The organism is Psychrobacter sp. GTC18467 (assembly GCF_055397455.1).
Genome location: NZ_AP038920.1, coordinates 2,374,977 through 2,390,157, shown reverse-complemented (window position 1 = coordinate 2,390,157; position 15,181 = coordinate 2,374,977). Strand labels below are relative to the sequence as shown.

The 15,181-nt window shown below is 42.7% G+C and carries 9 protein-coding genes and 1 pseudogene; 2 read left to right on the top strand and 8 right to left on the bottom strand.

The genetic code is table 11. The features are described 5' to 3' along the window. Positions 1 to 112: 112 nt before the first annotated feature. The 7 genes and pseudogenes from ACZ5XY_RS10605 to hrpA all read right to left on the bottom strand — a co-directional run bounded on the left by ACZ5XY_RS10605 (position 113) and on the right by hrpA (position 11,518). Positions 113 to 820, bottom strand: a complete 708-nt coding sequence (locus tag ACZ5XY_RS10605; protein WP_464741492.1) for a lytic transglycosylase domain-containing protein — start codon at positions 818 to 820, stop codon at positions 113 to 115. Positions 821 to 903: 83 nt separating this feature from the next. Continuing rightward, positions 904 to 1,287: pseudogene (locus ACZ5XY_RS10600) on the bottom strand (transposase family protein); the annotation flags it as partial. Positions 1,288 to 1,295: 8 nt separating this feature from the next. After that, on the bottom strand, positions 1,296 to 1,736 hold the full coding sequence (locus ACZ5XY_RS10595) for a transposase family protein (protein ID WP_464740915.1): 441 nt from the start codon (positions 1,734 to 1,736) through the stop codon (positions 1,296 to 1,298). A 354-nt stretch (positions 1,737 to 2,090) separates the two neighbouring features. Continuing rightward, entirely contained in the window at positions 2,091 to 2,717 is a 627-nt protein-coding gene (locus ACZ5XY_RS10590) for a hypothetical protein (protein ID WP_464741490.1), read from the bottom strand. A 27-nt stretch (positions 2,718 to 2,744) separates the two neighbouring features. Then, positions 2,745 to 6,161, bottom strand: coding sequence for an RHS repeat-associated core domain-containing protein (locus ACZ5XY_RS10585; RefSeq protein ID WP_464741488.1), 3,417 nt, complete (start codon positions 6,159 to 6,161; stop codon positions 2,745 to 2,747). A 109-nt stretch (positions 6,162 to 6,270) separates the two neighbouring features. Beyond that, a complete protein-coding gene (locus tag ACZ5XY_RS10580; protein ID WP_464741486.1) occupies positions 6,271 to 7,176 on the bottom strand; it encodes a hypothetical protein in 906 nt (301 codons plus the stop codon). 178 nt (positions 7,177 to 7,354) lie between these two features. After that, positions 7,355 to 11,518 (bottom strand): ATP-dependent RNA helicase HrpA, encoded by a 4,164-nt coding sequence (gene hrpA, locus ACZ5XY_RS10575; RefSeq protein ID WP_464741484.1) that lies wholly within the window; start codon positions 11,516 to 11,518, stop codon positions 7,355 to 7,357. A gap of 289 nt (positions 11,519 to 11,807) precedes the next feature. On the opposite strand from hrpA, the gene ACZ5XY_RS10570 reads away from it, so the two are divergent. Next, positions 11,808 to 12,803 (top strand): phosphatase PAP2 family protein, encoded by a 996-nt coding sequence (locus ACZ5XY_RS10570; protein ID WP_464741482.1) that lies wholly within the window; start codon positions 11,808 to 11,810, stop codon positions 12,801 to 12,803. A gap of 239 nt (positions 12,804 to 13,042) precedes the next feature. Beyond that, positions 13,043 to 13,552, top strand: coding sequence for a hypothetical protein (locus tag ACZ5XY_RS10565; RefSeq protein ID WP_464741480.1), 510 nt, complete (start codon positions 13,043 to 13,045; stop codon positions 13,550 to 13,552). Between the two features lie 212 nt (positions 13,553 to 13,764). Here the strand turns inward: ACZ5XY_RS10565 and guaD are convergent, their stop codons facing one another. After that, on the bottom strand, positions 13,765 to 15,159 hold the full coding sequence (gene guaD / locus ACZ5XY_RS10560) for a guanine deaminase (protein ID WP_464741478.1): 1,395 nt from the start codon (positions 15,157 to 15,159) through the stop codon (positions 13,765 to 13,767). Positions 15,160 to 15,181: the final 22 nt, after the last annotated feature.

Genomic DNA, 15,181 nt, shown 5'->3' with positions numbered 1-15,181 from the left:
ATATCAACAATAGTTTTTAAATTTTCATATATTACTATATTGTTAAAATTTTGTCACTAATAGTTATTCTGCTAATAAACTTAATGAATCGTCCTAGTATGCTAATAGTTCCTTAAGGCTTGAGACTTAGATACAATACTGAGCTTTTTTTGCGATTTTTCATTGGAATATCGGAAGTCGCTAACTTTTCTATACTAGATGGCAGTATTCGCTCATCACTTGGAATGTTTGCAACCATAATTTGTTTATCAAGCTCTAGGTTGTAATACTTGAGCACACTTAAGATATAGTTTTGGGTTTCTGAAAATGGGGGGATACCTCCATATTTTTTTATATTGCTTTCTCCGGCATTGTAAGCTGCTAGCGCTACTGGTAAGTCATGCTTTTTCAAAAGACGAGAGAGATGACGGCTGCCTACCTCTATATTTTGATTGGGCAAATGTAGATTGTAGCTGCCATAGTCTGCTGCTGTTGAGGGCATAACTTGCATTAATCCCCTTGCACCTTTTGGTGATACCGCTAAAGTGTTAAAGTTGGATTCTTGTTTGATTACGGCTTTCAGTAAAGCAGCTGGTATGTCATATTTATGAGCATTATGATCAATAATGACGTCAAGTTCGGTTTGATTGCGAGCAGCAGGAGGGGTAGTTTTGGGCTTAACATGAGTTGTCGTCGTCGCATTTATACCCGGTAATAGTGGTTTTGTGGAAAGGACTGTTATAGCGTTATCTATATCTAGGTATTTAACATGAGGGTATGCGGGAGTAATTAACAATATGCTTATCAAAAGCAAGTATTTGGGCTGATTACAGTTTGTCATTAGTAACTCTTTTTTAATTATTAGCAAATAGATACGCCGTTAAGCAGTAGTTAGAAATTTATATAATAGACCTCTTGCAAAAGTCAAAGCGCATTCTCAAAGTTGACAATGCCTGTGAATAACTTCATCCGAAGATCATAGCGTCGTCTTCGGTTGCGATAGCGTTCAGCGACCATCTTGAATAACTTAACCAATCCTATTTTGTGCTCAACTAAAATACGACACTTAGCAAGGTACTGATTGGCGTGTTTGGCCTCACTAATCAAACTGCCCCCTTTAGGCTTTTTGAACGGGGTGAACGTATTGTCATGCAATTTAGCAAGACCTTGATAACCGCCATCTGCCATGATATATGCCGTATCCGGCAGCCAATCTGGTCGAGTGTCTTTGTAGAGCTTGAAGTCGTGAACTGAGCCTTTGCAGGTTTGAACGTCTAATATCGTCCCCGTTTGCCAATGAATGATGAGCTGTGCCTTTAGGGTGTGTCGTTTCTTTTTGCCGCTGTAGTATTGTTTTTGGTTTTTTTTGGACGCTCAATCGGGGTTTCTGTGGCATCGACAATGACCGCTGACCAGTTAATGTCATCGTCTGTTCTGCTTGGCAGTTTTTTCGGTAAGTCAAATTGACCTGACGTGATAAGAATATCTTCAACTTTACGAACGATGCGACATGCTGAAGATTCGTGAACCCCAAAGTCCATGCCAATATGATAAAGTGTTCGATACTCCCGCCAGTAGGTTAGCGCCAGTAAAATTTGTTCTTCCAGACTGAGCTCACTTGGTCTGCCAGATTTTGTCTTCTGAGTCTCATGCGCCTGCATGGCTTTAAGCATGTGCTCAAAGGTCGCTTTTTCTATACCGGTGTAGCGTTTGAAGTTAGCATTGCTTTGGCTAAGGAGTTTGGCGGTATCGGGCATAATATGGTCATTCTTTGTGAGTCAGTTACGGATATCCTAGCAAGTTGGGATACTTTTGCAAGAGGTCTAAAATACTCCAATAATATTAGAAGTATCTCTAAATACCTGAATTACTTTGGGATGATAAACATCTAGATCAGAGGTTGCTTTGTAACTTGTGCAACCGATCATGACAATAACTACCAAATTCAATGCGACTGCCATGAATGTTCTTTTTAGTCCACAATAATTTATTTTCATCGCTTACTCTTAGGTGCATTTTGATAGTTATAGGTATTAGGAAGTTTACTATAATACTGAGCTATACCTAGCAGCAGTCCTTGTTGCCATAGATTGCGCTACCCTTGATTTAGTTTATTCTATACTGGCTATATCATTTTTATTATTTTCAGAATTATTCATTCCATTTAATACCATTTTATACTGCTCTTCATTCAGTTTTAGCAAGCTTGTTTTTTCTGATTTTAAGTCATCACCGTTAAATCCAGAAAGCTGTACTACACCTAACTCTATTTGATGCTTATATATTATTTTCTGTTTAAATTCATCATAAGCTTTCATATAGTCTGCTATCCTTGTGCTTTTATACGGTGGATTTTTTTCTACGTTCAAATCAAACCAGTAAATATATGGATATTTTTTACCCTTTCCACAATCCTTATACTCAGGAAATTGGCTAAGCTCTACTTCTCCTATCCAAATTTCATATTTTTCTAGATTAAATTCACTTATTAAACTACTCTTAAAATCTAAATAGTTTTTAGTATTTTTTAATACCGTATAGACTTTAGGATAGGGTTCATTAATGAATAGCTGATTAAACTCTTCTGTTCCACAGAATGTCGCGATTACCGAAGTATCGTATTTTGTAATACTAACTGCTCTAAGATGGTGCATATTTAGATCTGGTGTAGGAGTGGCGGTACACGCAGATATTAAAAAAATACTACTAACTACTGTTATTCGTAACATCATTCTCACGTGACCTACTCCTAGGAATGTTTTAGTTTACTTAACATTGTCATGTACCACTACATAGGGTACACGCTCGTAATTAAATTTTAATGGCTTTTTTTGATAATACCGCTTTAATAAATCCCAAGGAGAAAAGCTATGGGCGATAATATTCTTCGTAAGCATTGTTTGAGCAAAAGCATGGTCTGTATTTAATTGATAGTTGTAGTCAGGCTGTTGATCATAAGAAGTTGGATCCCATTGACCTCCCAAATCTGCAATTATATTGTTACCGCTAGTCGTACCCAATAGTTCAGCTCTGATATTCACCCATGTATCTGCCACAGGTTTAGGAACTTTATATTTAATATTTGCTGCTGCATGTATTCTAATACTATCCCCTACAGGATCTAGTGTAATTAGATTTGCTACAGCGCCACATCGATACCTATTAACTTCTTCAGCCAAATGAGCGGCTTGCCATCCTCCTAAACTGTGACCTACAATGTTTATTTGTGCTTTAGGATTCGCTATTAAAAACATCTTCACTTGCGATAGTGCAAGATGGATTTGATTGTAGCCATAGTAGCGTGCATGACGCTTTGCGAGATAATTTGCACGCTCTGCAGTGTATCCTGCGCTTTTAATCTGACTTGTTAAAAAATCTTTAATAAATCTGTCTTTTAAGCTTCTTACATTATATGTAGGTCCACTTACTCCGTAACCATTTATACCAACAAATGGCTCATGATCACCCGCCCCTCCGATAAATATTGTGTAAAGCCCCCACGGATCCACCACTCCAACAGGATTAGCTCTTGCATACTCGTAAGTATTTAGCCCACCGTTTAGCCCAATAGGATCACTGGTCAGATAACGTCCTGTTTCAGGATTGTAGTACCGATGCCAGTTATAATAATAACCACTCTCATTATCTTCATACTGACCTGCAAACCTTAAATTAAACTCAAATGGCTGATTGGTTACAGACGCTGCCGCATTCGCGCTATTCATCAGATTTAATGACCGTGCCTTTTGCTTGGCTTGCATCTGTTGGGCTTGGCTTTTTGGGGTCGCTTTTACCGTCACCTGACCAAAGGCGTCATACTCCCCTTGCCAAACTAATTGCTGCTTGTCATTACTCACTTGTTGTGGGGTGCCAAGATGATCGGTGTGTATGGTATAGATAATTGGAGTGTTGTTTGTATCATAGTCGATCATAGCGATGGGTCTTAAACCCATATAGATATAACGACGGGTTAAAGTCTCTTGATCGCCCTTGACATCAATCTCAGCATCCAGCAGTCCTTGTTGCCATAGGTAGCGCTGCTCATGCTTGTCTTTAGTACTGCTGGCTGTAGTTTTACTCACTCGTTGCATAGCATGATTATAACGATATTGAGTGGGTTGCTTATTGTCATCGATAATTTGAGTGAGTTGACCTCGCGCACCGTAAGTAAACTTGCGCTGGGTTTGTGCTTTCTTATCTTGTCGTTGCTGAACGCTAATAAGGGTAGGATTGCCTGCAGCATCGTAGCGGTAAGTGCTTTTTTGCTCATTACCATTTGTTGTTGCAGTGATGCTTAACAGCTGATCAGTTCCCGTTCTATATTCATATTGAGCTTGGGATTTAGGGCTGTTCAAGCTGAGTCTGTTAGCATTGCGGTCATATTGGTATTGGGTGATTTGGCTTCTATCTGAGTTCATCACGCCGATGAGCTCGCCATAAGCATTATATTCTAACTGCTGGTTGTCCTTTTTATTCTTTTGCTTAGTACTGGTTGCAATAATTTGATTATTGCTATCATAGGTAAGCGACTTTTGATAGTCGCCATCCGTCCATGAAGTCAGCTTTCCTGTTTTGTCATAACTCGCACGGGCAGTTTTTCCATTGCTGTGGGTGAATGCCAGTAAGCCGCGTGCGCTGTCACTCTCGAGGTTTGAGATGAGGGCGATGCTGTTATGATCAGGATTTATCTTACGAATGATGCTCTCAAACCAGCCTTGAACAGGCGCTTGGTAGTTGACTTCAACAGGGTTGCTGATATCGTTATAGACATAGCTGAGCGTTGCGCCTTCAGGTAAGCCGACTTTATCTATTCTGCCTTTATTATCATACTGGTACTGGGTCTGCCATAGCTTGTCACTGTCTTTGAAATGTACCGACTCCACGGTGATGCGCCCTTGGATATCATAGGTGTACTGGGTGGTTTGCGTCGGGTCTATGATTTGACCTAAGTGAGCACCGTCATATGTGTAGGTGATACTTTCACAATTTGATTCGATAGTGGGGGTGATTGGATTAAGTTTACAGTATTTAGTGGCAATCAGCCTGCCGCTATTATCATAACGAGCTGTCTGTTGAGTGGTTGAGTTCTGTATGAGAATGGGCTGATCATTTAGGTCATACTCCACAAACGATTCACCCGTGTTAGCATCTTTAGCATAAACTATACGACCAAAGTCATCATAGAGACGCTCATAAGTCGCACCTTCTGGCAAAACAATCTGTTTGATTTTACCGAGCAGATTGGTTTCAATCTCAACGGTGGCGTCAGCACCGAGCAAGTTGTCAGCGGGATCAAATGCTGCTTGAGAGCTTTTTTCTGCATCCTCAGAGGATGAGCTTTGAGCATCAGCCACAGCATTCATGACTGGATTGTTCGCCAATGTTTGCATGCCGCTTGCGGTAGATTTTTGTTTAGGGCGGTCTTTTGAGCGGTGAGAAATATTATCATCATACTGCATAGCTGCTGGAACAATAAGCACTTTACCCTTGCTATCTAACCATTGACGTCCAGTAAGCTGACCTTCTTTATCATATTGATTGACTATTTGCTGACCATCATACAGCTGGTAGATGACTTGCTGCTTACTGTCATTATATTTAGCCGTAATGGTTTGCTCTAACTGGTTTATCCACTTAATAGGACGCTGCATGCTGTCATACGCTATGCTTACGGTTTGATCTCCGCGCTGCAGAGTGATGGGCAGACCTTTGTCATTGTAGTTAAGCGAGGTGGTGATGCCATCTGGTGCGATATGCTTGGCAAGCAAACTTTGCCCAGCGATAGTTTGATAATTAAAGTGCTCTGTTAGTCCTTCAGGATAACGAATTTCAGTAATGTTCTCGCCAAGCTCATCCCAGCGATATTGAGTTTGGACTGTGTCGCTGTGATTAGCGTCATTCGCTTGCGGCGCATCTATAGCGGTGACGACATCGCGTCCATTTATTTTACTGTAGTAAAATTTGGTTATACGCTCAATCAGTGTACTCTTTGTTTGTACGGTTATATTAGATGGAGAATCAGAAATAGCAGGTCGGAACCCTTGTTCTGTCATTGACACCACGTTACCCGACGCATCATAGACGAGCTTAGTCTGTGAGGTTTTGCCTTCAACCACACTGGGACGACTGATCAAGGTCGGTTGCATCGGGAATTTTTCATCGTCATAAGTATCCCGCTCCAAATTTTAAAAAAGCCTCACTTCAAAGTGGGGCTTTTTTTGCGCTTTACTATTACTGTTATCGTTTAACCCTCAAAAACGACTTAGCCTTATTTTTCTAAGTTCAGTCTTACTAGTTAGAAACCAGTTTTTGACCGTAATTGCAACTTCCCTCACGAGCAAAGCTATCCTCACCTTCAAGATGAAATTTTTTACCATCAAAAGACCAAGCGCGGATTTGGCATTCCATAGAGGTCTTACCCATGTAAATTACCTGAATTAAATTACTATTTAATTTAAAATCAATAGCCAATTCAGGCGTTGCTTCCCCACCAAAGGGCGGCTCGAACACTTGACCGCTACGAGTATCCGTAATAAGTCCGATTACACAAGACGCCCCGCAGCCAAAGACGATAAAGGAATAATGCCCATTAAAATTTGCGCCCTCTGCTAAGCCATTGCGAATACGGGTGCGATACATTCGCGCAGATTTATCGCGACCGTTGAAGTCTGGCATCTTAGCTTGAGTTGACGCGTTGGATTTTACCTTGATGGTTTTAGTGGGAAAATCACTAAAGCTTGGTATAGTTGTTAATAGCAAGCTTGGCGCAAATTTAAATTTACCACTGCCTGCGCAATTGTCATTCCAATACTGCACGCGCTGCGCTTTGGTTTGACTAAGCGCATGATTTGCCTGCGCGACCCAAGCTTCTAAAGTACGACCGGCGGCAAATAGCTTAATCACTTCACTATCTGACAGGTTATTGGCAATTCTAGGCGTATCCAAATGCTCAGCTTCTGCCACAACATCGGTCAGCCCAAGCATTCGCCCAATAATGGCGCATTCGTGGTCGTCACGATAATATGGCAAATAGTCACTATTGTTTTTAGCAAGGTTCGCGTAGCCAAGACGATTGGCTTCTGCAAGATAAAAGGCGGCACGTTTTTCTACTGCCGGAATTACCGTCTCCCACGACTCAGCATGAGCCGCGCTTAAAAACACGCCAATTATCATAAGGGAAAAATAGACGAATTTCATAAGAGCACTCCTTGCGCTTAGTCATAGTGACTGCCTTATTTGACTAGCACCGCTGAATCACAGTCTATTTTTAGTATGCCTCTAACATATCTTAAAGTCATTGCCATTACTTTAGTTAAAACGATAACTTTTGTAGCCCCAAAGTCTTTAGCCATGCTTCAATAGGATGCAAATCAAACTATCTGACTTGATCCCAAAGTTTGCTTAAGCGCTTTTGCGATACTGCGCCGCGCGTTTTCATCGGTTGGGCAAACAGCTGAATCCGAAACTCCTCAACCATCCAGCGGTAATCGCTGATCGCCTCAAGACTTGCCCGCCCCGCCAAGCGCTCCATATGCTCATCAAGTTGATAAACGCCTTCCAAATCAGCGTCCAAATTGTGCTCCAAGCGCTCAAGGCGAATCTCAAGCGCCTCCAAATAGCGCGGATATTGCTGCCAGTGGCTATAATCCATCCGGTAAACAAAGTCGGCTAAATGCAAGTCCTCAAGCTGGTCTTCGATATCGTCAATCGACTCACCAAAAATCTCGCGATCAAGCATGAGTAGCCCTTGGCGGATACGCTGCCAACGGGTGTAAACGGTTTTTAGCGTTTTAATCACTTGCTGACCGACCGATAAAAACTGGCTTAATACTGCCTCACAAGTTTTGGCAAACTCTTTTGGCGTTAACGGCAACTCTTCTGCCAAATTAACCGCTATTTTATCTGCACTTTCTGGCAAATCGCTGCTGTGATCAAATAAAATATAATGCTCCTCTAAAGCGGCATCAAGGGCGGCATCAATCACCACCGTTTTGAGCGCTTCCATATCGCCAAGCGGCGCAAACGCAAGCTTAAAGGCTTTGTCAATTTGACTGGTAAGCTGCTTTTTGCGAGCGCCAAGTTTTAGCTTAATTAACGTTAATACGCCAATTCGATGCGCTTGCAAGGCGGCGGTGACATCGGTAAATTGATGAATACTGACCGCACTGCCTTCGCTGTCGGCAACAAGCGCAGCAAATTCTTTCACCACCACGCCAGCATGATGACGATTTTTACTAAAGGCAAAATGCTCAGGGAAGCTGTCGTGCGCCCCTTGCTGCTCATTGACCGCTTGCCGAGTCTCGCTGGCATGGCGGATTTGCAGCGTTGGCAGGTCGCGACCTTTTTCAATCAAGCGGTTTTTTTCATCAACGACGCAAATTTGCGGCTGCAAATAACGATCAATCGACGACGGATTAAAGCTTTCAGGCTTAACTGCCATCACGCCGCGGCGATGCAGCGCTTGCGTTAACTGTTTTAACAAGCCTTGCGAGGCGTTTGGGTCAAGCTCATCAAACAGGCTGTCGGCAGTGTCCGGAATCGGCACAATTTGACGGCGAATGTCTTTGGGTAACGACTTTAACAATTGCAACACCAACTCAAAGCGCCACCCCGGAACGCCCCAAAGCAGCTCAACGGCGTCCAATTGCGGCAAGGCAACAAGCGGAACGCGAATGCTCACGCCATCGTCATCGCTTGCTGGGTCAAACACGTAGCTGAGCGGCAATTTCAAATCGCCCAATTGCCAAACTTCGGGGAAATCACCCGTCGTTGGCGCTTGGCTGTTCATCACGTCATCATCGGTGAAAAACAAAAACTTGCTATCCGTTTTTTCAACTTCAGCGCGCCAATCTTCAAAGGCTTTTCGGCTGGCAATGTTTTCAGGGATTTTTTTATCGTAAAACTGATACAGCGCTTCTTCATCAACCAATAAATCACGGCGGCGAAGCTTATCTTCAATGCGCTCAACGTGGGCAATTTTGTCCAAATTATGCTGCAAAAATGGTGCTTGTCGACCAAAGTTTCCGGTCACCAAACCATCACGGATAAAAATTTCACGAGCCTCAATCAAATTGACCTGCTCATAATTGGTCAGCTGCTTGCTGATAATAATTAAACCAAACAAGCTGATTTGCGCGTAAGCTTTCACGCGACCGGTTTTTTTCGACCAATGCGGCTCAAAATAATGATATTTAAGCAAATCGCCTGCCGCTGAAATAATCCATTCCGGCTCAATTTTAGCAACCGTTCGCATAAATACTTGCGAGGTTTCGACCATTTCAAACGCCATCACCCAAGGTGGAACTTGTTTAAAGACGGTACTTGCCGGAAAGATTTTGGCTTTTTGCTGACGCGCTGCCAGATATTCGCCGCGATTTTCGGTTTTGTGGGCGATAATGGATAATAGTCCTGTTAACAGCGCTCGGTGCAAATTGGCATATTTGACTGCTTTCATTGCGTCCTCATCCATGGCATCGGTCAGTTTTGCCGCTTTATTATTCTTATCAATCAGCTGCAATTCGCTCACCATCTGCTCAAGCTGGCGCTGCGTTTGCTGCCATTCGCGAAGCCTTGGGAAGCTTAAATAGTGCTTTTTGGCAAACTGCTTGCGCTGATTTCCGGACAGTTTGTTGCCGTCCTCATCTTTTTCAAACAGCGCTTTCCAAAGGTTTAAATAAAATAAAAAGTCAGAATCTTCACCGCGAAATAATGCGTGTTTTTGGTCGGCTTGGGTACGCTTATTTGCTGGTCGCTCTCGCGGGTCTTGAACGGCTAATGCGGCTACCACAATGAGCATTTCACGGATACAATCAAAGTCATAGCCGGCAACAAGCATTCGCGCAAGTCTTGGGTCAATCGGCATCCGCGCCATTTGTTGACCGATTTTGGTAAGCTGAACGCTACTTTTACGCGAGCGTGCAGCGGGCTTATCACCAAGCGCACCAAGCTCGTTGAGCAGCTTTTGACCGTCGCTGACCAGTCGCGTGTCCGGCGGCTCGATAAAATCAAAGTCATCCACTTGACCTAGCCGCAAGTTTGCCATTTGTAAAATGACCGATGCCAAATTGGTTCGTAAAATTTCAGGCTCGGTAAATTCAGGGCGACCGGAAAAGTCCTCCTCGCTATAAAGACGGATACAAACGCCCGGCGCTACCCGACCACAGCGACCTTTACGCTGATTTGCCGCCGCTTGCGAAATCGCTTCAATTGGCAAGCGCTGAACCCGCGAGCGGTAAGAGTAGCGCGAAATCCGCGCAAATCCTAAATCAATGACGTAGCGAATCCCCGGAACGGTTAGCGCTGTTTCGGCAACGTTGGTGGCAATGACAATGCGCCTGCCGCGACCGGACGGCTGAAAAATGCGCTGCTGTTCGGCAAAAGTTTGCCGCGCAAATAATGGCAATACTTCAGTATGCTTAGGACCATGACGCTCAAGCACCTCTTGAAGCTCGCGGATTTCAGCTTCGGTTGCTGCAAATATTAAAATGTCGGCTTGGTCAGGGTGACCTTTGCTATGCGCGTCGTTAAAGCACTCCTCAACGGCAGCAACCACCGCTCGCGGCAGATTTTCTTCAAAGTCATCAAAGCTGTCATCGTCCGAGCTTGCTACTGGCTCATCAGTCAGCGGTCGGTAGCGAACCTCAACCGGATAACTGCGACCCTCAACATTAAAAATTGGCGCAGGAACTTCCCGTTTAAGCCTTGCATCATAATGGCTAAAATAATCGCTAAAGCGTCCGGTATCGAGCGTCGCTGAAGTAATAATCACCTTTAAATCAGGGCGCTTTGGCAAAATTTGCTTCAAATAGCCCATGATAAAGTCGATATTTAAGCTGCGCTCATGCGCCTCATCGATGATGATGGTGTCATATTTAGATAAAAACCGGTCATGACCAAGCTCAGCAAGCAAAATTCCATCGGTCATAAGCTTGACAATTGAGTCGCTTGAGCCTTGCTCGTTAAAGCGAACCTTAAAGCTGACCGTTTGCCCAAGCGGCTCGCCCAATTCCTCAGCAATTCGGTTAGCAACGCTTCTTGCCGCAAGTCGCCTTGGCTGAGTGTGACCAATTTGCCCCGTCACGCCGCGACCTGCAAGCATGGCAAGTTTCGGCAACTGAGTGGTTTTCCCAGAGCCCGTTTCGCCTGCCACGATAATCACTTGATGGTCAATAATCGCTTGAATCAAGTCATCGGCGCGCAAACTTACCGGCAAATCCATATTTAACTTTGCCGCAAGATTTTCAGGAATGCTGTCGATTCGCGCTTGAACTGCCGTTTGCGAGCGCGCTTGAATCTTAGCAAATTGTGACTGCTTTTTTTCAAGCTCACCAATCAGCTTTTCGTTGTTGTTTGGATTTTTGCGAATTTGCTGATTGAGCTTGCTAATATCGCGCTCAAGTCTTGATAAATAATGCTTATCTTTGGCAAGGACAAGCGTATTTGCAAGGTCGTCAGCTATGCTGCCTTGTTGATTTATATTTTGTTGATGAGCTGTTGAATTGTCTGCTTGGTTTGGCGTTGGGCTAGAAATATCGGTCATATTTACTTAGGCTATTTTTATTAAAGAGTGTTTAAATTATGGGGGCAAAAGACCGTAGATTCAAGCAAGATAGCTGATTGCAGGTTGTCATTTACGCTCTAAAAAGCTTTGGGGCGTGGCAAATAAAACGGCTTTTACATTGCCTATCATCCGCTAAGCCCTTACACTGGTTATTTTTTCTATAATTTTGTCAAATATTTGCTCGCCACACTTTATATAGAAAAATAGAAAACCGCTCGTCCACTGCTACCAAAATACAATTAAGAATTGCTAAACAAGGGTTATCACTATGATGTCATATGTTCAGGAAAATCAGCAACTGTTCGCGCTAGGACTTCTGCTTTTTCTGATACTTGCGGTGTTGCTTGTTTTTCAGTTTTTAGCGCTTTGTTATGGTCAGCAGCTCACTTCCCAAATCATTCGCGGCTGGGTAATTACCAAACGCTACCTAAGCCAAAACCAAGTCATGATGTCGTTTCAAAATCGTCACCCAAAGCTTTTTGCTACTCTCGCACGACGCTTTGATTTGCGGCATTTCAGCGGCTTGTCCTTAACGATTTTAACGCTTATGATGGTTTATATTTTGACGCTTTTTATCGGACTTGTCGAAGATGTTGCCACGCTTAAGCCCATCGTCGAGACCGATCATTTTGTCTCGGCGCAGATGAGCCTACTTCGCGACTCGCCGATTATTGGCTTTTTTATTCCCATTACCAGCTTTGCTTCAACGCCGATGACCGCGCTTGTGATGCTATTTACCGCGGTGATTTGTTGGGTGATTCGGCAGTATTATGTTTTGGTTGGGCTGTTGGTGGCGACCGTTGGCAGCGCAGCGTTTACGTTTTTAAGTAAAATGCTGTTTCAGCGTGAGCGCCCCGCCGATATTTTACTTTTTGAGCACACTCATTCGTTCCCAAGCGGTCATGCGACGATTACTCTTGCGTTGTATGGGTTTATCACCTATCTTTTGATTCGCTTTAGCCAAAATTATGTTCATAAAATCCGCATTTTTGTGATGGCGTCGTTTTTTATGGTGCTGATTGGGCTGAGCCGAATTGTCCTCAACGAGCATTATTTAAGCGATGTTTTGGGTGGCTATTTGGTTGGTGGACTTTGGCTAACCTTTGCCATCAGCGTAACCGAATGGCTGAGCGCAAAAGGCAAAATCGATTGGCACGTTAAGTGGTTAGCCAATCATATTTATTTGGTTTGGTTTAGCGGCGTTGGGATATTTATTAGCACCATCATTTATGCGGAATTTTTTCAGTTTCCGTTGTTGTTTTAAGCTTATTTTGGAACTATCAACGATGATTTTTGAAATCAATCCTCTCAAAGTTATCAATAAATTATCCTTTTATTTTGATGACCACCATTTAGGTAGAGATAAAACAAAAAACAACTTATTTTCTAGCAGATAAATTTTATAAAATGAAATATACTAATAAATATTCCAATTAGCAGGCTATTTACTTCTGTGCTAATATAATCTGCTAATCATCGCCGTTCTAGAATAGAAGATTGATTATGAAAGAATCTATATTCATTATATTTTTTTCGATAATTTTTATCACGGCAGTTAGAGATAATAATTTATTATCCTCTATACTTCTACAAATACTTTTACTCATTCCAATAAAAGATAAGATTTTTAAATATTTTCTTGATTTATACTGGAAAAAATTAGAAGCTCAAAATCTAAAATATACAGAAATTGATAGCGATTATGTCACTAAAGGTCGTGCAGCTAGAGTTATTATTCCAAAAATATTTTTTGATTATAAGATTGGTAATAAAGAATTTCAAGGTAGCTTTACTTATGACTCAAGATTTTTTACATCTTATGCCGACTCATCTAAAAATTTTTTTGAGCAAATAAATAAAGTAGAATTATATTACAATCCTAAAAATCCATATAGGTATTTTGTATGTAAGCCTATAAATAGAGATATGTTAATAGAATCAAAAATAATAAAAATACTTTCTCTTATATCTTTATTTATCTTATGTTATAACATAATTCTAACTCTTCATTAGAAAAATACTTCTAAAATATTCTGCGAATTTTATAGTTAAATATTCATAAAATAGATATAAAAATTTTAACTAAATTAATTTATGAGATAAAATATTTATTATTCTTCAAACTAATTGGATATCGCAAAGAAAAAGAAGTAATAAAATAAGTTGCTACAAGCTATAATTATAGCACCCTAACTCAAAGGTCAACAAATATTACCTAAAGTCTATCAAGCCACCTTCTTATACTGACTTTTTCCTGCAATAATCGTTTCGCTCACCACGCGATCATCGCCCATCGTCATGAGCACAAACAGCTGCTCATCTAAAATGTCCGATTGCGCCATTCTGCGCTCAAGAAGTGGCGTGGCGGCTAGGTCAAGCACCACAAAGTCCGCCTCTTTTTTGGGAACAAAGTTACCGATTTTGTCATCAAGCACCAAAGATTGCGCGTTGCCAAGGGTGATTTGATACAAGCCTTGATGCGCCGAGAGTGGATTGTTTTGTAGCTGCTGAACTTTGTAAGCCTCGCTAAGCGTTGCCAGCATTGAGAGGCTCGTTCCTGCGCCAACGTCGGTTGCGATACTCACGCCGGTGTAGCCAAGCGTTTTTTTCAAGTCAAACAAGCCGCTTCCCAAAAACAGGTTGGACGTTGGGCAGTGGGCAATTTGCGTTTCGGTGTCGCGAAGGCGCTCGTACTCAAAATTTTCTAGATAAATACCGTGGGCAAGCGTGGTGTAGCGTCCCAAAAGCCCCATCGATTCATAAACGTCCAGATAGCCTTTGTGATGAGGATACAGTTTTTTGACAAAGGCAATCTCGTCGCGGTTTTCTGCCACGTGAGTCTGCATGTAAACGCGGTCGGTCGCCGCATAAAGCTCGCCTGCCAATTGCAGCTGCTTTGGCGTTGAGGTGATGGCAAATCGCGGGGTGATGGCAACGTGCTGACGACCTTTTTCATGCCATTTGGCAATGATGTCTTGGGTGTCTCGGATGCCCTGCTCGGTTGGCACGCAAAGGTTTTCTGGCGCGTTTTGATCCATGAGGACGTTGCCAGTAATCATTCGGGTATTTAGCCGTGAGCTTTCCTCAAAAAACGCATCGACCGACTGCGGATGACTGGTCGAAAATACCAACGCTGTGGTCGTACCGTGAGCCAAGAGCTGATTTAAGAAAAATTTGGACGTGTCATGGGCAATTTTTGGGTCGCCAAATCCGGCTTCGGTAACAAAGGTATAATTGCTGAGCCAATCAAGCAGCTGCTCGCCAAACGCTGCCATCATGTCAATCTGCGGATAGTGAACATGGGTGTCGATGAAGCCTGACATGATAAGCTTATCTTGATAATCGTGAATAACGGCAGGCGCGTTGCCCTCAATACTGCCCTCATGAGCGGCAAACTTTTTCATCATGGCATCGCGGTGACCATAGTCGACCACCAAGCCGCTGACATCATCGACGACAAGCGCGCCAACCTCGATATATTCAGGATAAATGCTTACGCCTTTGACCACGGGCATCAGCTCAATGTCGCGGTTAATGCTGCTTGGGACATCAGCACGGGCGGCTAAGTCATTTTCCGTTAAATAATGCAAAAGCTTGGCTTGATAAATGTGTAAGGTCATTTTCTGGCTCCTTTAATTTTTT